Below are 19,428 nucleotides of genomic sequence, written 5' to 3' on the forward strand. Positions count from 1 at the left end.
TCGACGCACCGTCAGGTGCGGCGGGGTGGGGTGATCTCTCCACACGGCGCACCGGCAATTTTCTTTGTTGCAGCTTCACCCCACCCCGGCGCTTCGCGCCGACCCTCCCCCTCCAGGGGAGGGTGTGAAGGAAGACATCCCCATGACCAAACCCAAAGTTCTCATTTCCGACGCACTCTCGCCCGCCGCCGTGCAGATCTTCAAGGACCGCGGCGTCGAGGTCGACTTCCAGCCCAACCTCGGCAAGGACAAGGACAAGCTCGCCGAGATCATCGGCAATTACGACGGCCTTGCGATCCGCTCCGCGACCAAGGCGACCGCCAAGATCCTCGAGAAGGCAACCAACCTCAAGGTGATCGGCCGCGCCGGCATCGGCGTCGACAATGTCGAGATCCCCGCCGCCACGGCCAAGGGCATCATCGTGATGAACACGCCGTTCGGCAATTCGATCACGACCGCCGAGCACGCCATCACCCTGATGCTGGCGCTCGCCCGCGAGATCCCGCAGGCCGACGCCTCGACCCAGGCCGGCAAGTGGGAGAAGAACCGTTTCATGGGCGTCGAGATCACCGGCAAGGTGCTCGGCGTGGTCGGCTGCGGCAATATCGGCTCGATCGTCGCCGACCGCGCGCTCGGCCTGCGCATGAAGGTCGTCGCCTTCGATCCGTTCCTGTCGCCCGAGCGCGCCAAGGACATCGGCGTCGAGAAGGTCGATCTCGACGATCTCCTCAAGCGCGCCGACTTCATCACGCTGCACACCCCGCTGACCGAGAAGACCAAGAACATCATCGACGCGGCCGCGATCGCCAAGATGAAGAAGGGCGTGCGCCTGATCAACTGTGCCCGCGGCGGCCTCGTCGACGAGCAGGCCGTGGTCGAGGCGCTCAACTCCAAGCACATTGCGGGTGCCGCCTTCGACGTCTTCGTCGAGGAGCCTGCGACCTCCAACGTGCTGTTCGGCCATCCCAACGTGATCTGCACCCCGCATCTCGGCGCCTCCACCACGGAAGCGCAGGAGAACGTCGCGCTCCAGGTCGCCGAGCAGATGTCGGACTACCTCTTGACCGGCGCGATCTCGAACGCTGTCAACTTCCCCTCGATCACCGCGGAAGAAGCGCCGAAGCTGAAGCCGTTCATCGCGCTCGCCGAGAAGCTCGGCTCGTTCGCCGGCCAGCTCACTGAGTCAGGCATCCTCAAGGTCGAGATCACCTATGAGGGCCACGTCGCCGAGATGAAGATCAAGGCGATCACCTCCGCGGTGCTGTCGGGCCTGCTGCGGCCGATGCTGGGCGAGGTCAACGTCGTCTCGGCGCCCGTCGTCGCCAAGGAGCGCGGCATGGTCGTCGACGAGATCGTGCGCGCGGCCCAGAGCGACTATGAGAGCCTGATCACCGTGACCGTCGCGACCGAACGTCAGGAGCGCTCGGTCTCCGGCACCGTCTATCACGACGGCAAGCCGCGCCTCGTCGACGTCAAGGGCATCCGGGTCGACGCCGAGTTCGGCAAGTCGATGATCTACATCACCAACGAGGACAAGCCGGGCTTCATCGGCAGGTTCGCAAGCCTGCTCGGCGATGCCAAGATCAACATCGCCACCTTCCATCTCGGCCGCGTCGCTCCCGGCAGCGATGCCATTGCGCTGGTCGAGGTCGACGGCGCGGTGCCGCCCGACCTGCTCGCCAAGGTGCAGGCCCTGCCGCAGGTCAAGCAGGCCAAGGCGCTGACGTTCTAAGGCGCGGTCGTCCCGCGGTGTGCACACCGCGGAATGACGGCCATCATATATTCCGACACGCGGAACAACGCCGTCTCCATCGCCGGAGGCGGCGTTTTTATTTTCCCCGCACCAGCCAATCTCAGTGTACCAATGGCGTCCAGGACGCCTCGTAACTACGCTCCGTTCAAAATCGTTCGACAAGGGAGAAAACAATGCGTGAAGCCGTCATCGTTTCCTATGCGCGCACGGGCCTCGCAAAATCCGGCCGCGGCGGGTTCAACATCACGCCGCCGATGTCGCTCGCGGCGCATGCCATCCACCATGCGGTCGACCGCGCCGGCGTCGAGAAGGACTATGTCGAGGACTGCTATCTCGGCAATTGCGCCCATGGCGCGCCGAACATCGGCCGCCAGGCCGCGCTGCTCGCGGGCCTGCCGAAGACCACGGCCGGCGTCTCGGTCAACCGCTTCTGCTCCTCGGGCCTGCAGACGATCGCGATGGCCGCGAACTCGATCCGCTCCGATGGCGCCGACTGCATCGTCGCCGGCGGCGTCGAGAGCATCTCGATCCCCGGCGGCGGCTCGCCGAAGGAATGGGTCGATCCGGAACTGCTCAAGGTCGCCCCCGACATCTTCATGGCGATGATCGACACCGCCGACATCGTCGCCGAGCGCTACAAGCTCAGCCGCGAATACCAGGACGAGTTCTCGCTGGAATCGCAGCGCCGCATGGCCGCGTCCCAGCAGGCGGGCAAGTACAAGGACGAGATCGTCCCGATGAAGACGAAGATGAAGGTCGTCGACAAGCAGACCAAGGCCGAGAGCATCGTCGACTACGTCGTCGATCGCGACGAATGCAACCGGCCGGAGACCACGATGGAGGGCCTCGCCAAGCTCGAGCCGGTGAAGGGCCCCGGCAAGTTCGTCACCGCCGGCAATGCCAGCCAGCTCTCCGACGGCGCCGCCGCCGTGGTGCTGATGGAAGCCAAGGACGCCGAGAAGCGCGGGCTCAAGCCGCTCGGCCGCTTCGTCGCCTGGGCAACCGCCGGCTGCGAGCCCGACGAAATGGGCATCGGTCCGGTGTTCGCGATCCCGAAGCTCCTCAAGCGCACCGGCCTCAAGATCGACGACATCGATCTGTGGGAGCTCAACGAGGCCTTCGCCAGCCAGTGCCTGTATTGCCGCGACAAGCTCGAGATCGATCCCGCCAAGTACAACGTCAACGGCGGCTCGATCGCGATCGGCCATCCCTTCGGCATGACCGGCGCGCGTCTCACCGGCCATCTGCTGCAGGAAGGCGCGCGGCGCAAGGCCAAGTGGGGCGTGGTGACCATGTGCATTGGCGGCGGCCAGGGCGGCGCCGGCCTGTTCGAGATCTACAGCTGATCTGAACGCCTGGACTAACGAAAGGCACGGCGCTTGCGGCGCCGTGCCTTTTTCATTGCGCACGATTCGGCGAAAACCGTATTGGTCATGTGAACCTGTTCACATTCGGGAACACCGCGGCAGGGTACCCTTCGCAGGTCAGCCGTACGCCGAGCATTATCTCGCATCGCCTGGCACACACATCCGATGAAAAGCAACACCCGGGGGAGATGCTGTGATGAGCATAACCTATGGTGCAGCAGGACCAGGACGGACCGCGACAAGGGCGCGGCACGTTTCCAGTTTCTTCAAGCGATATTGGCATGCATTTCAGCAATGGCGCAGCCACGAGAGGGTGCGGGCCGACCTGTGCAACCTGAGTGACAGGGAGCTCATGGATATCGGCACCACGCGCGGCGAGATCGACTACGTCGCCTCGAACCAGTGGCGCGATCCGCGGGGGATCCGATCCCTCGAATAGCAGCTGCGTGTCGGGGGCGTGATCTACGCCTTCGCCAGCGCCGGTGCGAACACCACTTCGATCAGCGTGCCGGAATTCCCTGAACTCTTGATGTTGAACCGGGCGCGATTGGCTTCGACCAGCGCTTTCGTCAGCGACAGATTGAGCGCGGAATTGTCGGCGGCATCCCCTGGCGGCGGGGTGCGGAACGGCTCCATGGCGGCGGCGACCTCGCGCTCCGAGAGGCCATGGCCGGTGTCGCGAATGCGCAGCGCGATCTCGCCGCGGTCGGTCATCGCCGTGGAGACGATGACCTGGCCGCCGGCGCTCGCCAGCCGGATCGAGTTCGAGATCAAATTCATGGTGATCTGCCGCATCGCGCGCGCGTCGACGCTCACCTGCGGCAGCGCATGCGCGAGCGAGGTGCGGATGATGATGCGCTCGCGATTGGCCTGCGGCTGCATCACGGTGACGCAGGCTTCGACGAGGTCGTTGAGGTTGAGATTGGCGAAGGTGAGGTCGAGCTTGCCGGTCTCGATCCGCGACAGCTCCAGCAGATCGTCGATGATGGCGATGACGCGCTCGCCGGAGGCGCGGATGTCCTTCATGTATTCGCCGTAGCGCTCGTTGCCGAGCGTGCCGAAGCGCTCCGAGATCATCACCTCGGCAAAGCCGATGATGGCGTTGAGCGGGGTGCGGATCTCGTGGCTGATGCGCGCCAGCATGTCGGCCTTGGCATTCGCCGCGCCGTCGACGAGGCGGCGCGCCTGCGTCAATTCGCTCTCGCCCTTCTTGCTCTGGGAGAGATCGCGGAACACGGCGAAGAAGTTCGGGCCGTCGGGCCGGGTGCGGCCCATGATCATCGCGAGCGGAATGACGCCGCCCTTCTTCTCGCGTCCCAGCACCTCGCGGCCGTGGTCGAGCAGGCTCGCGATGTCCTGGCCCTTCACGCTGTCGAGATAGTCGGCGACGACCTGCTGGCTCTCGGGCGCGAACAGCGTCGCCAGATTCTGCTCGAGCAGCGCCTCGCCGTCATAGCCGAACAGCGCCTCGGCGCTGCGGTTGCAGGCGTGGATGTTGCCTTCGGCATCGAACATGACGATGCCCTCGGCCGTGGTGTCGAGGATCGCGGCGAGATCTTCCGCGTCGGCATCGCCGGCCGCAGGCTCGAGATCGGGCGCGTAGGGAAAGGACTCGGGGACGATGGGCTCGGCAACGACGGGCGGCGCTGCGACCGCCAGGGCAGCGGGTGCGGCTTGCGGCAGCGCGCAGATCAGCGCATGCGCGCTGTCGCCGTCCCAGTCGATGCTGTGCAGATGCGCGTCGGTCGTCGGCAGCGGCGCTTCGCCGTTGGCAAGCGTCGCGCTGATCGTCACCGGCGTGCCGCCTTGCGAGGTGCTAGAGGCCGACGACACGCCCGGCTCGACATAGAGCGCGTCCAGCCCGCCGGCATGCTCCAGCGCGCTGAGGTTGTCATAGCCCATGCGCGCGAGGAACGCCGGGTTGGCGTAGAGCAGGCGGTCGAGGCGATAGATCAAAATGCCTGAAGGCAACAGGTCGAGCAGCGTGCGGTCGCGCAGGCTGGTGCCGCGCGCCGGCGGCGCCGCCTCGGTCAGCCATTCGGCTGGGGCGGGCGGCGGCAGAGGTTCGGGCTCAGGCTCGGGCGGCAGCTCGGCTGTGATCTCCGCGGCCGCCGGCTCGGCGCCGGCTGCTGCGATGCTCTCGCGCTCGCGTTCGAGCCGCTCGGACAATTGCCGCGCGAGCTCGTTGAACGCGCTGTTCTCGACCGGCGTCAGCGTCGGCGATCTGGTATCGCCGGGGCTGCGGAACGGCACGACGTTGGGAGGCGTTTCCACTGGCGTTTCCAAGTCGGTTGGGTGTGAATTCGCTTCGGTGGTTGGTTCGGGCAGTTCAGCGACGGGCTCAGGTGTCGGCTCAGGCTCAGGTGCCGGTGGCTCGATCGGCGGCGCCGCTGCCTCCGGCTCGGGCTCCGGCTCGACGCTATCGGCGGACGGGCTTTGCGGCCCGTGCGGTTCGACGAGCAGCTCGAAGCGGCGCAGCGCATCGAGCCGGTTGAGGCCGTCGAGATCGCGGCAGACGCCAAAGCCCCGAAAACCCGCAAAGTTGCGATCGCGGTCGTAGACCGGCAGGCCGGCGAGCTCGACCGGCAGATGCTCGCCGCCGTCGGCCGGCCAGTTCACGGTGATCCCGGCCCAGGTGTCGTGGCTGGCCAGCGCCTGCGCGACGCGCCCCTCGGGATCGAGCGAAAATTCCTCGGCGATCTCGCGCCAGGGGCGGCCGAAGCCGGCCGCGGTGTGCGCGCCCATCAGGCGGATGAAGTCGCTGGACGCCAGCACGAAGCGGCCCTCCGCATCCATCTGCCAGAGGAAACGCAGCGGATGCTGGCGCGGTGGCTCTGCGGGAGCGGGCGGCGGCTCGACCATGCCACCAGTGGTGGGCACGGCCTGCGGCGGCACAATGGCTGCGTGCGGGTTTTCAACCGGAGTCTTTGGCGCGGTGTCGCTGGCTTCGCCGGTCGTTTCCGTTGCCGGCGGCTCGCTCGCCGCAGCCGTCTCGGCCGGCTCGGCAAAGGCGTCGAACAGCGTGATGCCGGATGCCTCGTTCGGCTGTGCAGACTGCACATTCTCCGGCGCCGTGGCGGGAGGCACGGGAGCTTCGCGCGCAGCATCCGTGCTCGCAGCCGCCGTCTGCGCCGCCGCCGGCTCGATCAGCGCGACCAGGCCGACATCGGCGCCCGTGCCGACCCGTTGCAGCACCATCTGCCCGATGCCGATCGGCGTCTCGACGCGGCCGCTTCTCAGCGCATCGCTGCGCGCCTGTTCGAGGCCGGCCTCGTCGAGGTCGCGGAAGCCGAGCAGGGAGCGGGCGGCCTCGCTGGCTCCGACGAACAGGCCGTCGGGCGCGAACGCCGCCATCGGCACCTTCGCGGCCTCGACCAGCCGATGCAGCCGCTCGACCAGCGGCATGGCTTGTCCGGTCGGATCCAGCGCGGTGACGAGCACGCCGTTCTTGCCGTCGGCGAAGTCGAGCCGCGCGCAGGCGCAGGTCATCAGGGTGCCGAGCCGGGCGCCGAAGCCGCGCAGCCGCTCCAGCCGCACGCCGCCGCTCGCCGGCAACTGGCGGGCGAGCCGGGCGACCTGGCGGCGGTGGCTGTCGGCGGGGCCGAAAATCTTCTCTGCTAGGGCCGTGGCATGGGCCGCGCCGAACAATCTTGCGCCGACCGGATTGGCCCACAGCACGCGGGTGCCGTCGATCGCGAAGAGCCAGGTGGGGAGCTGCGAGGTCGAATGCACGGCCAGCCGCGGATCGCCCACACCTCGCAACTGGAAATCCGAACTACTCATCCAACCGGCTTCACGTCTCGCTGTCGGCGTCTTGGCGGGGCGGCTTGCCGGAATGGCAGCCTTAAGAAAGGGTTAGTATCGCCCGCGGGCGCGGGCAGGTCCACGGCCCCGGCCCCGAAAGGCAGGTCCAAAGCCGCGATAACCTTAATCCGGTCGAACCCGCAAGCCGCAGCCCGCCTGCATCCGCAGGATTCGCTGGGCGCGACGATCATCAGGCCGGCTGCCGAGGCTGAGCTGGCTGCCCGCCGCACGATGCGGTGCCGACCCTCCCCTGGAGGGGGAGGGTCGATCGCGCGCAGCGCGAGCGGGGTGGGGTGATCTCTCCCCTCGGGCACCGCCTCCGTTGAGGGACTGTCACCCACCCCGTCTCGCATCGCTACGCGCTGCGAGCCGACCCACGGGCGAGCTTCGCTCGTCCCGGACCCCTCCAGGGGAGGGTAAGAAAGCCCGCTGCCTTCACCGTGCCTCCCGCACCCGACTACCTCAACCTCGGGTTCCCTCCCTGAGGAACCTCGCCTTCCCCGAGATTAAATTTCGCGCCGCACCCGCCCGATGCATTGCGCTGCACAATGTTGACATGTTAGGCAGCCACAATGCTGGGCGCTGGGCGAGTCATCTCGTTTGTTTCGCGTATCCAGTCTTCGTACCCGCCAACAGATGGCCCCGGTTGGCCGGCGGGCGCGCCGTAAGGCTCACTCCATTTTTTGCAAGATTAGCGTGAGGGACAACCATGACAGGTGCGACTGATCCGTTTTCTGCCTCGATCATTCCGTTCGAGGTCCCCGAGCAGATGCGTGCGTTCGCCGAGAAGGGCGTGTCGCAGGCCCGCGAAAGCTACGCCAAGTTCAAGGACGTGGCCGAGACCCACAACGGCACCGTCGAGGCCGTGTTCACCTGCGCCTCCAAGGGCGCCAGCGAGTACACAGCCAAGCTGGTCGAGTTCATGAAGGCCAACTCCACGGCCTCGCTGGACTTCGCCCAGGAGCTGCTCGGCGCCAAGTCGCCGTCGGACGCGTTCGCGCTCTGGAACGGCCACGCCCGCAAGCAGCTCGAGACCTTCCAGGCCCAGGCCAAGGAGCTGGTCGAGATCAGCCAGCGCGTCGCCAACGAGACCGCCGAGCCGATCAAGGCGAGTGCTGCGAAGTTCTACAAGCCCGCCGCCTGAGCGGACCGGCGGATCGATCAAGTTAAGAAACCCGGGCCCCAGGGCCCGGGTTTTGTTCTGGAATAAGGTGATTTTGGCCGGATTTTAGCCCGGCAGCGGCCTTGCCAAACGGAGCCGTTGCACCTAGTTTCCGCCCCGTCCAGCTCCCTCGGCGTCAGGCCTTTTCAGGCGTCCCCCAGGGCGGCTCGCAAGGATGCAGTTGTAGCTCAGTTGGTTAGAGCGCCTGTCTGTGGAACAGGAGGTCGGTGGTTCGAGCCCACCCAACTGTACCAGCGAAAATCCAGAGCATTCGCTGCGCGTCCGATCTTAGGTGAACGCTGCGGTCTTCTGACCGTCCAAGGCGGCCCACGGCCGGTGGACTGCTGATAGCGCTCGCGCAAACCGTGCCTCAACTCCATGAAACAAGCATAGATAGGATATCTTGATCAGGTTCCTTTCCCTGATTCGGAGACGATATTCGTTCGTGCGCTAAAATGACTTCCACCGACTACCGGCATAATCACTACGTCCCCGAGTGGTATCAGCGCCGCTTCATGCTATCGGGGCAAAACAAATATTTTCGGTTGGACCTTCACCCGACGAGGTCACGAGCCCCGGTGGTCATAAGTACACGCGTCATGATGTCCATGAGTGGTCGCCAGCGCAGATATTCGCCGAGGATGATCTCTACACGATACAATGGGGGCGGATCACCAACACGGAGATCGAGCGGTTCTTTTTTGGCAAGCTCGACAACGATGGGCCAAAGGCGCTGGACTATTTCACCGGTTTCAAACATCCGAGTGCAGACGGTCCGGCCTATCAGACCTTTCTTCGTTATATGAGCGTCCAAAAGCTGCGCACCCCGAAGGGGATCGCCTATCTCGAAAGTCTCGGCGGCAGCAAGCACAAGAACATCACGCTGATGATGCTTCAGCGTACGGGAGCAGTGTGGTGCGGCCGTCGTTGTGGTTATTTGGAGTTTTCGCAGCAGGTGCTGCGGCTTTTGCGCTGACGCCAATACATTGCGGCATGCGGATGCCGGTCAGGCTTGCCGTTAAACTGAGCTTTGCAAATATTTTCGTTTTCTTGCCTGATAGGCGAGAGATCATGACGATGGATATGGTCGAATGCCTATCGGACACGACGCGGGCGATCGGCGCGCTGCAGTCAATATCGGGTGTAGCTCTACTCTTTTTGCTTGGTCTGGCGCTACGCAATCGTTTTCGAATGAAGTAGCCCGTGAACTGCACGCCGCTACCTAACCACCCACACCACCACCGTGATTACGGTGACAGTGCACTAAACTACCGATGGTGCACGGGCGTGCTCCGAAGATCAATTTAATGCACTGTCACCGCAATCGCCGCCGCCGGTCAACGAAAAAGAGTATGCAGGTACATGCACCACTTTAGTGCATTCCTACGCGCAGGAAACTTCTCGGCACCTGTAGGTTTTTCGTGCACGAGTGCATCGAGCACTGGCGATCGGCGTGCCATGAACATCCTGCGAGAATTGCACGCTGCCGAGAAGGAACTGGTCGGCAGGGCCGTCGTCTTGACCGACGGCAAGGGCGGCACAATTGACGGCGTCTATCTCGATGATGAGCACTCGCATCTCGGTCGCGGGACATGAAGGTCGATGGCCGATCTCGACGGTGAAGCACATCGAAAACTGATCATCTCGGTTTCGCGACTTACCAGCACCCACGAGGCGCAGTACCGAAGCAGCTACCTCACCGCAGTGCATAACGCGAATCGCGACAACCCGTCCTCAGCCATAGAAAAAGACCAGCGGCAGAAACACGTACGTCCACCACGCGAGGCCGGCCAATCCGGACAGGATGAGCATATCCTGGTCGCTCATGGGGGGATCTCCGAGAACAGTTTCTATTATTCTCCAACCAACGAGCGGAGTACGCGGTTTCAATTCGCGCACCAAATTCTCATGGAACCTGCTCGCCGGGATTACGGGATTACGGTGACAGTGCACAAAACTCTCGACCCGGGGAGTGCTCCTTCGGTAACGCTGCTCAAAGCCAATTTGTGCGCTGTCACCGTGGCTCCGCGGCTCGCAATACGCTATCGGTAGCGAGCCAAAAACAAGCCGGGCGAAAAAGATCGTGAGTTTCTTCGAGCGTCTCAAGACAGAGGCATCCGCTGAGTGGCGGGCCTACACCGAGCATCCCTTCACGAACGCATTGGCGGACGGCTCGCTCCCCGAAGCGGCGTTTCGTCACTACCTCGTTCAGGACTATTTGTTCCTCATCGAGTTTGCTCGCTCCTACGCGCTCGCGGTCTACAAGTCGCCCAGGCTTGCCGACATGCGCGAAACCGCGGCCGGCCTTTCGGCCATCCTCGATGTCGAGATGAACCTGCACGTGAAGCTCTGTGCCGATTGGGGTCTATCCCCGGCCGACCTTGAACGGGCCCCTCCGGCGGCCGAGATGCTGGCCTATACGCGCTACGTGCTCGACGCGGGAATGCGCGGCGATCTGCTGGCACTCAAGGTGGCGCTTGCCCCTTGCGTGATCGGGTACGCGGAGATCGCATCGCGGCTCACCTCGCGCCCCGATGCGGACGCTGCGACCAACGCCTACCGGGTCTGGATCGCCGAGTACGCCGGCGTGCCGTACCAGGAGGTCGCTGCCAAAGCGCGGGCGCACCTGGAGCACCTCGCCGATCTCTACGCCACGCCGGCCCGCGAGGCCGAGTTGATTGCGATCTTCAAGGAAGCCACCCGGCTCGAGGCAGACTTCTGGGAGATGGCCTGGCGCGTGGGCCAGCGTATTGAATAGCGGCTTTCGCAGTCGTCAGGCGCCCTACCTCGCCCCCGCCACCATCATCACCACCACCGGCAACGTCACCGCCGCCAGCACCGTGCCCAGCGCCACCGCGCCCGACACCGGGTTCACCAGCCGCTGATACTGGACCGCGAAGATGTAGGCGTTGGCGCCGGTCGGCATCGCCGCGAACAGCACGATGACGCCGGCAGCAACCGGCGGCAGGGCGAGCAGCTTTGCCAGCGCGAACGCTGCGGCCGGCATCGCCAGCAGCTTGAGCGCGCACAGCACGAGGATGCTCAGCTTCTCGCCCTTCACCTCGAACCGGAACAGGTTGATGCCGAGCGCGATCAGCGCGGCCGGCGAGCCCGCCTGCGCCAGCAGCTCGATCGTCCGGTCGACGACGGGATTGAGGCCGAGGCCCGTAAAACGCCAGACCACGCCGAAGCCTATTCCCAGCATCAGCGGATTGCGTGAGAGATCGGCGAGCACCGGCCAGATGATCGACAGCGGCGAGCCGGTCCGCTTTTGGCTGACGAGCTCCATCTGCAGGATGCCGCAGAGCCAGAGCAGCGGCGTGTTCACCGACAGGATCAGCGCCATGGGGCCTGCGGCCTCATTGCCGAGCGCGGAGAGCACCAGCGGAATGCCGAGCATCACGATGTTGCCGTAGACCGAGCCGATCGCGAACACGACGCCGTCTTCGTGATCCTCGCGCCGTGCGCGCAAGAGGGCCGAGAGCATCAGCGCCGCGACCCAGGTCAGCGCGAGCGCGCCGTAATAGCTGCCCCACATCCGCCAGGGGCTGACGTCGGGGAATTCCGACACGACGATGGTGCGAAACAGCAGCGCGGGGATCGCGATGCTGAAGGCGAATTCGGAGATGCCCTTGTGCGCGGTCTCGGAGACGAAGCGAAACAGCACCGCGGCATAGCCCGCCGCGATCAGGGCGAACACCGGTGCGACGATCAGGATGGTGGCCATGCGCCCCTTTGACCTCACGGGGATCGGCCGACCACCCCACGCAATTTTCGATGCTGGCATTATGCCCCTGTTTTGCCCGACGAGTCAAAACGGATTCGTAAAATCCGTAGGATCATCAAGGCCCGGCTACTGTGCATGGGGTTGTTTTCGCAGTTTTTGTTTTGAGGGCGCCGGGGCCGGCGAGAGGAGCCGATCTCGCCAGTCTCGTCAGAGGGTTAGCCGCAGTCTTCCCCCACACACAGCTGTCATCCTCCGCGAAAGCGGGGGATCCAGTACGCCGCGGCCCCTCGGGGAACGTCAGGCGTCTCTGGAATACTGGGTCACCCGGTCAAGCCGGGTGACGACAGCGGAGGTTGTGGCGAACCGCCGCCTGTTGCCGAGACCGCACACGTCTGAGCTTTCGCCTTGGCCCTCGTTGCCAACGAACCGCGGTTCACCCACACTCCGCCCCGGTCAGACATTGGGGGGATCGATGCCGGCGCTTCGCTCTGGGAAATCCGTTCTTGCTGCAATCGCCGGGGTTGCCCTGGCCGCGCTGGTTCAGCCGGGTGCAGGCTTTGCCTACACGCCGGAGCAGCAGCAGGCCTGCACGCCGGATGCGATGCGGCTGTGCGGCGAGTTCGTTCCGAACGTCGATGCCATCACCGCCTGCATGATCCAGAAGAAGGCGCAGCTGTCGCCGCAGTGCAAGGCGTTCTTCCGCCAGGGCCCCGAGCCCGGCGAGACCCGCGCCGGCCGGCCGACCAACATCGCGCCCAAGGCTACGTCAAGGAGCGCATCGTCGGCGAAGAAGAGCAGCAAGCCGGCGGCGAAGGCGAGCAAGAAGAAGAAAACCGACGAGGGCTGAGCGCCCCGCACGCGCGTTCCTTGTTTGAAACCTGCTGATGCCCGGGCGCCTCGTCACGATCGATGCCCCGGGCATTTGCATGTCCCGCGCTGTCCTCCGATCGCGGGAGGCGTGAAAGCGGTTTCTTCGATCCTCGAACCAGATGATTGCGGCGTCAGCCCTGCGACAGCGCCGGACTCGTTTTGTTCGCAGCCCAAGCGCGCGGACCTGCGGCGATTACCGCTACATGCGGCCGAAAAGAGTTGGAAGAAGGTTTGCCCGGCAAGGTTGCATTCGGTTTTGCCGCCGCGCTGCTCAAAAACCGCACATATGCACGCTTCAAGCGCGATTCATTGCGGTTTGTGTCTCGTCGCGTGCAGCAGTGTGACTCAAAAGCCAACACGACTTGTTATTTCGTGGCGGCCAAGCAACTCCCGGTAAATTTTTCTTTCCCGAATCAGCGCGCTGATTCATTTTCGCAGCCTGGGGTCAATCTGGAGGCCAAGGGTATGAACGTTATTGTTTTTGCATCGCGTAAAGGCGGCTCGGGCAAGAGTACCCTGGCTGCACATCTCGCCGCGCAGATCAAGGCGAGCAAGCAGGTGATGCTCGTGGACGCGGATCCGCAGGGCTCGCTGACGCTGTGGCACAAGCTGCGCGGTACCAACGAGCCGCCGATCAAGGCCGCCGTGAACTCGGTCAGCGGCATCGTCTCCGCTGCCAAGCGCGACGGTTATGAATGGGTGTTGATCGACACGCCGCCGAACCTCTCGGCCGTCGTCGACGACGCGATCAAGAATGCCACCATGGTGGTCATCCCCGCCCGTCCCGGCGTGTTCGACGTCAACGCGGTGCAGGAAACCATCCAGATGTGCCGCGCGGCGCGCAAGCCCTACGCGGTCGTGCTCAACGGTGCTCCCGCCAAGCGCGACGAAGCCGAAAGCCCGATCGTCACCATCGCCCGCGAGGCGCTGGCGAAATTCCGCGCTCCGGTGTGGGGCGGTCAGATCACCAATCGTTCGGATTTGTTGATGGCGCTCAGCCACGGCGAAGGCGCGCGCGAGTATCAGGCCGAGAGCCGCGCGGCTCAGGAAATCGCAAGGTTGTGGGCGGCGATCGAGCGTTCGGTCAAGGCCATTCGCGGCTCGGCGTCGGCATCCGGCGCAATGCACAAGCAGGCGGCGTAATTTTCATAAATCATTCCCCGGACGGAAAACGCGCGGGAAGGTCCGCGCGTTTTGCGTTTCCGGGCTTCTCTTGTCATTCCGGGATGGCGCGTCAGCGCCAGACCCGGAATCCCGAGATGAGGCTTACGCCACCATCAGCATGTAGAACACGATGACCGGCGACAGGGTCAGGATCACCGACCAGATGCCGACGGCCCAGAGAATGTCCCCGGTGGTGAAGCTCTCCTCGGTGGACAGGTGCTGCTGTCCGGCGCCGAAATGCGACGCCATTTCATTATGACTATTCACAAACGCCCCCGCGATTTCTTCGCTTATGGGCATCACGCTACGCGGGATGTTTTAAATTTCCGGCTTGCAAGCCCGCTCGCATTTTGAGCGCATTTGCCACTTGCGTTTAACCATCCGCGCGGGTCGCTGCCTCAGGCCAGCCAGACCCGAAACACCAGCACCGGCACCAGGCCGAGCACCACCGCCCAGAACCCGAACGACGAGACGACGAGAATTCCCTGCATGAGATCGGCGGGCGCGAATTGCTGCGCGGCCGTAGGCCGGGTGCGATACCCCATGGTCATTCCCCCCTTTTGGTCGACTTTGGGAAGAACGATAGGCGCGGTCTCGTAAACGAGCCGTGGATGCACCATGCGGCAGGCGCGAAGGGTGTTGGTGCGCGGTTAACCAAGCGGGCACGCTGCTTCACTCCCTCTCCCCGTTCTTACGGGGAGAGGGTGGGGTGAGGGGCTGCCTCCGCAAATGCGTTGGCAGCTGGCCTCGTGGAAGCTCCCCTTCACCCGGAATTTGCGCAGGCGCAAATTCCGGCCTCTCCCCGCAAGCGGGGCGAGGCGAAGGAAGCGCTACGCCGCGACTTTCATCCGCCGTTCGATCTCGCGATCGATCGTGGCGGCAAGCTCGCTGCTCACCTCCACCATCGGCAGGCGCACTTCGGGGCTGTCGATCAAACCGCTGCGCCATAACCAGTACTTCGCCGGCGCGGGGCTCGGCTCGGTGAACAGCAGCTTCGTCAGCTCGGCGACCTCATTCCAGCGCGCCTGCGCTGCGTCATGGTTACCGCGCTTCACTTCAGTGTACACCGCCGCGAACGTCGCGGTCTCGACATGAGCGGACAGCACGATGCCGCCGTCGGCGCCGTCGGTGAGCGCCTCGAGATAGTTCGCGTCCTCGCCGGTCAGCACGCGAAAACCCTTCGGCCTGTCGCGCAGCAGTGCGATCGACTGCTCGCGGCTGGCGCCGCAATCCTTGAGGCCGACGATGTTGGGATGCTCGGCGAGCCGCAGCATGGTCTGGTTGGTGATGTTGACCGCGCAGCGATAGGGAATGTTGTAGAGCGCGATCGGCCACGCCGCGTGGTCGGCGAGCGTCTCGAAATGCGCCAGCAACCCTCGCTGCGACGGCCGCACGTAATAAGGGCTCGCGATCAGGTAGCCCTCGATCGGCCAGTCCGCGGTTTCATCGAGGCGGTCCTTCAGCCGTGCGGTGTCGGCGCCCGACAGGCCGAGGCAGATCGGAACGTTGCGGCGGCCGGATGCCATCTCGTCGCGGACGATTGCGACGAGGCGCTCGAGCTCGCCCTCCCGCAGTGTCATGCCTTCTCCCGAGGTTGCCCCCAGAATGAAGCCGTCGACGGCTTGGGCGCTGTAATGCCGCGTCAGCCTTCGCAGCGAGGTCTCGTCCAGCTTGCCATCACGGAACGGCGTCACCAGCGGCAGCCAGAGCCCGTGCAAATGTTCGCGTAGTCCGGTCATGTTCCATCTCCTTCTCGGGAAAAACCTGAGACGGAGGGCACATGAAAAAACCCCGTCCAGGCGGCGGGGTTTTCGGGATTTAGCTCGCGATGACGAAGCCGTTAAAAGCGCGCGCAAAACTCCGAGGTCCCCGGATGGGGGCCTTTTTTCGAAACGCGTGCGCACGACTTCGTGATCATTTGCAAATGATGCGGGGGATAGGTGGAACTGTCAATACACGCGGAAGGCGAACGCCGGATTCGGCAGAAAAAAAGCCGGACCCGAAGGGCCCGGCTTAGGTATTGGCCACGTGAGGCCGACACAATCACCTTCCAAGAGGGATTACTGAACTCCCGCGCCACTGGAGGAGGGGGACAAATGCGCAACGCGAAGGCTCAGCGTGCAAACAGTATGGGCTTGACGAGCGCCATGCAGCAACAGCCGAGGCCGCATGTCAGACATGCGGAAATCAGGACGGCCAGCGCTGCGCCTTGCTCACCACGAAGTCGCGGAACACCTGCACGCGCGCGACTGTCTTCAACTCCTCGGGATAGACGAAATAGGTGTCGAGCTGGATCGAATCCGATTCGCCGAACAGTTGTACGAGCTTGCTCTGCTCTTCGACCAGATAGTCGGGCAGCGCGGCGATGCCGAGGCCCTGCTGACAGGCGCGCACGAGGCCAAGGATGTTGTTGACCTTGAAGTACGCCTCGCGCGGACCCGAGCCGTTGCGCGCGGCTTCGACCAGCCAGTTGCGGTTCTGCAGATGCGGCGCGAAGTTGCCGTCGGAGAGCGTGATGATGCGGTGGGAGTCGAGTTCCTCCAGCGTCCGCGGCGTGCCGAAGCGCTTGATGTATTCCGGCGAGCAATAGGCGTGGAATCCCATCGCGAACAGCTTGCGCTGGATCAGATCCGGCTGCGTCGGCTTGCGGGTGCGGATGGCAACGTCAGCCTCGCGCATCGACAGATCGAGCTCCTCGTCGGTGACGATCAGCGAGATGCGGATCTCCGGATAGAGCGCGGTGAATTCGCCGAGCCGCGGGATCAGCCAGTTGATGCCGACGCCGGGCGTGGTGGTGATCTTGAGATCGCCGCTCGGCCGCTCGCGGCTGTCGGTCAGTTTCGCGCGCGCCGCCTGGAGCTGCATGAACACGTCATGCGCGGTGCGGAACAACAGGTCGCCCTGCTCGGTGAGGATCAGGCCGCGGGCGTGGCGGTGGAACAGCGAGACCGATAGCTCCTGCTCCAGCGCCGAGACCTGGCGGGAGACCGCCGATTGCGACAGGCCGAGCTGCTCGCCCGCATGCGTGAAGCTGCCCGCTTCCGCCGCCGCGTGAAACACCTTCAGCTTGTCCCAGTCCATATCCGTAAATCCGTCGCGTGTTCGGGGCATGATCTTTATTCCGCTGCGGCGCGCTCGCTGGCGCGCAGGGCCAGGAAACGTTCGGCTTCGAGTGCTGCCATGCAGCCGAGGCCGGCGGCCGTTACGGCCTGGCGATAGGTCTCGTCGGCGACGTCGCCGGCGGCGAACAGGCCGGGCACCGAGGTCGCGGTCGAGTTCGGGGCGACCTCGACATAGCCCGACGGTTTGAGCTTGACCTGACCCTTGACCAGCTCGGTCGCCGGGGCATGGCCGATGGCAATGAAGATGCCGTCAGTCTTCACGTCCGTGAGCGCGCCGGTCTTGACGTTCTTCAGGCGGACATGGGTGACCTTGTTCGGGTTCTCGGTGCCGCAGATCTCGTCGACGGCGGAGTCCCAGATCACCTTGATCTTCGGGTGCTTGAACAGGCGTTCCTGCAGGATGCGCTCGGCACGGAAGTGATCGCGACGATGCACGATGGTGACCTGCGAGGCATGGTTGGTGAGGTACAGGGCCTCCTCGACCGCGGTGTTGCCGCCGCCGACCACCACGACCTCCTTGTTGCGGTAGAAGAAGCCGTCGCAGGTGGCGCAAGCCGAGACGCCGCCGCCCTGGAACTTCGCTTCGGACGGCAGCCCGAGCCAGCGCGCCTGCGCGCCGGTGGCGAGGATGACGGCGTCGGCGAGATAGACGTCGCCGCTGTCGCAGGTGAGGCGGAACGGCCGCTGCATCGTGTCAAGCTTGATGACCAGATCGGTGACGATCTTGGTGCCGACGTGGACCGCCTGCTTCTCCATCTGCTCCATCAGCCAGGGACCCTGGATCACGTCGGCGAAGCCCGGATAGTTCTCGACGTCGGTGGTGATGGTGAGCTGGCCGCCCGGCTGGATGCCCTGGATCAGGATCGGCTCGAGCATCGCGCGCGCGGCGTAGATCGCGGCGGTGTAACCGGCGGGGCCGGAGCCAATAATGACGACCTTTGCATGAACAGGAGCGGACATTTCGATGGACGCCTTTCACGGGGGATTTGCAGCGCGGGCGCGGAACGTGCCGGGAGGCCTCGCGGAGGCGCTGAAATATCAGAGCTAATCTAAGCCTTCTGGTGAGCTATGCAAGAATTGCATTCCCTGTCGGCGGATTTTTCCAACAGGGAACAAAATTCGATTGCGCTGCACGCGCAATAAAATTGCGCTAACCGTGCGGACTAAGCTATGAGGATTGCGACAGACCCACCCAATACCGCCGCAAAGGCCAGGAGTTCCAATCACGTGTCGCGGAGCCTAGACGAGATCGACCTGAAAATTCTCACCGAGATTCAGGCCGACGGTCGAATCACCAATGTCGAGCTGGCCAAGCGCGTCGGCATCTCGCCGCCGCCCTGCCTGCGCCGGGTCCGGGCGCTGGAAGAGGAGGGCTACATCCACGGCTATCGCGGGCTGCTGGATGCGCGAAAGCTGGGTTTCGACGTCACGGTGTTCGCGGCCGTGCACCTGTCCAGCCAGGCCGAGGCTGACTTGCGCGCCTTCGAGGAGTTCGTCCGCGCCGAGCCGCTGGTGCGGGAGTGCTGGATGCTGTCGGGCGAGGTCGATTTCATCCTGAAATGCGTCGCGCCAGACATGGCGACGTTCCAGGATTTCGTGACGCACCTGACCGCCGCTCCGCACGTGCGCAACGTGCGGACGTCACTGGTGCTGCATAATTCGAAATACGAGGCGGCGGTGCCGCTCGAGGTGAAGGGACGGCGGTAGCTCTACTCCGACCTCCCCCCACAGGCGGGGAGAAGGTGAAGACCAGCTCGCGGTCTGCTCCGTCATTGCGAGCGCAGCGAAGCAATCCAGAGTCTTTCCGCAGAGGGCAGTCTGGATTGCTTCGCTGCGCTCGCAATAACGCGGTGAGAGTGCGAGTTCACGTCGCGCACAACACCCCGAAACAAAAAGGCCGCGCATCGCGCGGCCTTTTCGAAACGTCATCTTACCCGCAGCGGCAAATGCTTACCGCCACTCCACCTTGGTGATCTCATACGCCTTGGCGCCGCCGGGGGCATTGACCTCGACGGTCGAGCCCTTCTTCTTGCCGATCAGCGCGCGGGCGAGCGGCGAGGTGATGGAGATGCGGCCCTTCTTGGCGTCGGCCTCGACCTCGCCGACGATCTGCCACACCGTCTTCTTCTCGGTGTCCTCGTCGACCAGCGTCACGGTGGCGCCGAACTTGATGGTGTCGCCGGACAGTTTCGAGATGTCGATGATGTCGGCGCGCGCGAGCTTGTCCTCGAGCTCGGCGATGCGGCCCTCATTGTGGGACTGCTCTTCCTTCGCGGCATGGTATTCCGCGTTTTCCGACAGGTCTCCGTGCGAGCGCGCCTCGGCGATGTGCTCGATGATCCGCGGACGGTCCTCCGACTGGCGCTTCTTCAATTCTTCCCCGAGCGCGACAAAGCCGGCCTGGGTCATCGGAACCTTTTCCATCTCTTCTCTCGTCCTTCGGCCGGCGCGCCCCACAG

The 19,428-nt window shown here is 64.4% G+C and carries 18 protein-coding genes, 1 tRNA gene and 1 pseudogene; 12 read left to right on the forward strand and 8 right to left on the reverse strand.

Features of this window, described 5'->3' with window-relative positions; genetic code table 11:
* Window positions 1-142: 142 nt before the first annotated feature.
* The 3 genes from serA to QA649_RS08080 all read left to right on the forward strand — a co-directional run bounded on the left by serA (window position 143) and on the right by QA649_RS08080 (window position 3,559).
* Window positions 143-1,732 carry a phosphoglycerate dehydrogenase gene (gene serA, locus QA649_RS08070; RefSeq protein ID WP_283023704.1) on the forward strand — a complete coding sequence of 530 codons (1,590 nt, stop codon included), beginning with the start codon at window positions 143-145 and terminating at the stop codon, window positions 1,730-1,732.
* 194 nt (window positions 1,733-1,926) lie between these two features.
* Entirely contained in the window at window positions 1,927-3,099 is a 1,173-nt protein-coding gene (locus QA649_RS08075) for a thiolase family protein (RefSeq protein WP_283023705.1), read from the forward strand.
* Between the two features lie 217 nt (window positions 3,100-3,316).
* Window positions 3,317-3,559: a DUF1127 domain-containing protein gene (locus QA649_RS08080; protein WP_283023706.1), complete on the forward strand. Its 243-nt coding sequence runs from the start codon at window positions 3,317-3,319 to the stop codon at window positions 3,557-3,559.
* Window positions 3,560-3,582: 23 nt separating this feature from the next.
* Here the strand turns inward: QA649_RS08080 and QA649_RS08085 are convergent, their stop codons facing one another.
* On the reverse strand, window positions 3,583-6,903 hold the full coding sequence (locus QA649_RS08085; RefSeq protein WP_283023707.1) for a PAS domain-containing protein: 3,321 nt from the start codon (window positions 6,901-6,903) through the stop codon (window positions 3,583-3,585).
* 730 nt (window positions 6,904-7,633) lie between these two features.
* Here QA649_RS08085 and QA649_RS08090 point away from each other — a divergent pair.
* From QA649_RS08090 to tenA, 6 genes and pseudogenes are all read left to right on the forward strand, one after another.
* Window positions 7,634-8,068 carry a phasin gene (locus QA649_RS08090; RefSeq protein WP_283023708.1) on the forward strand — a complete coding sequence of 145 codons (435 nt, stop codon included), beginning with the start codon at window positions 7,634-7,636 and terminating at the stop codon, window positions 8,066-8,068.
* 195 nt (window positions 8,069-8,263) lie between these two features.
* A tRNA-His gene (locus QA649_RS08095) sits at window positions 8,264-8,340 on the forward strand.
* 242 nt (window positions 8,341-8,582) lie between these two features.
* Window positions 8,583-9,062 carry a hypothetical protein gene (locus tag QA649_RS08100; protein ID WP_283023709.1) on the forward strand — a complete coding sequence of 160 codons (480 nt, stop codon included), beginning with the start codon at window positions 8,583-8,585 and terminating at the stop codon, window positions 9,060-9,062.
* A gap of 482 nt (window positions 9,063-9,544) precedes the next feature.
* Window positions 9,545-9,725, forward strand: a pseudogene (locus tag QA649_RS08105) (PRC-barrel domain containing protein).
* Window positions 9,689-10,138, forward strand: a complete 450-nt coding sequence (locus QA649_RS08110; protein ID WP_283026261.1) for a hypothetical protein — start codon at window positions 9,689-9,691, stop codon at window positions 10,136-10,138. The pseudogene QA649_RS08105 and the gene QA649_RS08110 overlap by 37 nt, the downstream one beginning before the upstream one ends.
* A gap of 31 nt (window positions 10,139-10,169) precedes the next feature.
* Window positions 10,170-10,844 carry a thiaminase II gene (gene tenA, locus QA649_RS08115; RefSeq protein ID WP_283023710.1) on the forward strand — a complete coding sequence of 225 codons (675 nt, stop codon included), beginning with the start codon at window positions 10,170-10,172 and terminating at the stop codon, window positions 10,842-10,844.
* 24 nt (window positions 10,845-10,868) lie between these two features.
* Here tenA and QA649_RS08120 read toward each other — a convergent pair whose 3' ends face one another.
* On the reverse strand, window positions 10,869-11,813 hold the full coding sequence (locus tag QA649_RS08120; RefSeq protein WP_283023711.1) for an AEC family transporter: 945 nt from the start codon (window positions 11,811-11,813) through the stop codon (window positions 10,869-10,871).
* 472 nt (window positions 11,814-12,285) lie between these two features.
* Here QA649_RS08120 and QA649_RS08125 point away from each other — a divergent pair, with 472 nt between their 5' ends.
* Window positions 12,286-12,660, forward strand: coding sequence for a hypothetical protein (locus tag QA649_RS08125; RefSeq protein WP_283023712.1), 375 nt, complete (start codon window positions 12,286-12,288; stop codon window positions 12,658-12,660).
* Window positions 12,661-13,148: 488 nt separating this feature from the next.
* Window positions 13,149-13,826, forward strand: a complete 678-nt coding sequence (locus QA649_RS08130; protein WP_018643814.1) for a ParA family protein — start codon at window positions 13,149-13,151, stop codon at window positions 13,824-13,826.
* Between the two features lie 123 nt (window positions 13,827-13,949).
* On the opposite strand, the gene QA649_RS08135 is transcribed toward QA649_RS08130, so the two are convergent.
* From QA649_RS08135 to trxB, 5 genes are all read right to left on the reverse strand, one after another.
* Window positions 13,950-14,147 (reverse strand): hypothetical protein, encoded by a 198-nt coding sequence (locus QA649_RS08135; protein ID WP_349254060.1) that lies wholly within the window; start codon window positions 14,145-14,147, stop codon window positions 13,950-13,952.
* 98 nt (window positions 14,148-14,245) lie between these two features.
* On the reverse strand, window positions 14,246-14,392 hold the full coding sequence (locus QA649_RS08140) for a hypothetical protein (RefSeq protein WP_283023714.1): 147 nt from the start codon (window positions 14,390-14,392) through the stop codon (window positions 14,246-14,248).
* Window positions 14,393-14,677: 285 nt separating this feature from the next.
* A complete protein-coding gene (locus tag QA649_RS08145; protein ID WP_283023715.1) occupies window positions 14,678-15,586 on the reverse strand; it encodes a 4-hydroxy-tetrahydrodipicolinate synthase in 909 nt (302 codons plus the stop codon).
* Window positions 15,587-16,034: 448 nt separating this feature from the next.
* On the reverse strand, window positions 16,035-16,958 hold the full coding sequence (locus QA649_RS08150) for a LysR family transcriptional regulator (RefSeq protein ID WP_026312114.1): 924 nt from the start codon (window positions 16,956-16,958) through the stop codon (window positions 16,035-16,037).
* A 5-nt stretch (window positions 16,959-16,963) separates the two neighbouring features.
* On the reverse strand, window positions 16,964-17,929 hold the full coding sequence (gene trxB / locus QA649_RS08155; RefSeq protein WP_283023716.1) for a thioredoxin-disulfide reductase: 966 nt from the start codon (window positions 17,927-17,929) through the stop codon (window positions 16,964-16,966).
* A 267-nt stretch (window positions 17,930-18,196) separates the two neighbouring features.
* Here trxB and QA649_RS08160 point away from each other — a divergent pair, with 267 nt between their 5' ends.
* A complete protein-coding gene (locus QA649_RS08160; protein ID WP_026312113.1) occupies window positions 18,197-18,676 on the forward strand; it encodes an Lrp/AsnC family transcriptional regulator in 480 nt (159 codons plus the stop codon).
* Between the two features lie 243 nt (window positions 18,677-18,919).
* Here the strand turns inward: QA649_RS08160 and greA are convergent, their stop codons facing one another.
* Entirely contained in the window at window positions 18,920-19,393 is a 474-nt protein-coding gene (gene greA, locus QA649_RS08165) for a transcription elongation factor GreA (protein WP_018643807.1), read from the reverse strand.
* Between the last annotated feature and the right edge of the window lie 35 nt (window positions 19,394-19,428).

Source organism: Bradyrhizobium sp. CB1717 (genome assembly GCF_029714325.1).
Classification (GTDB): domain Bacteria; phylum Pseudomonadota; class Alphaproteobacteria; order Rhizobiales; family Xanthobacteraceae; genus Bradyrhizobium.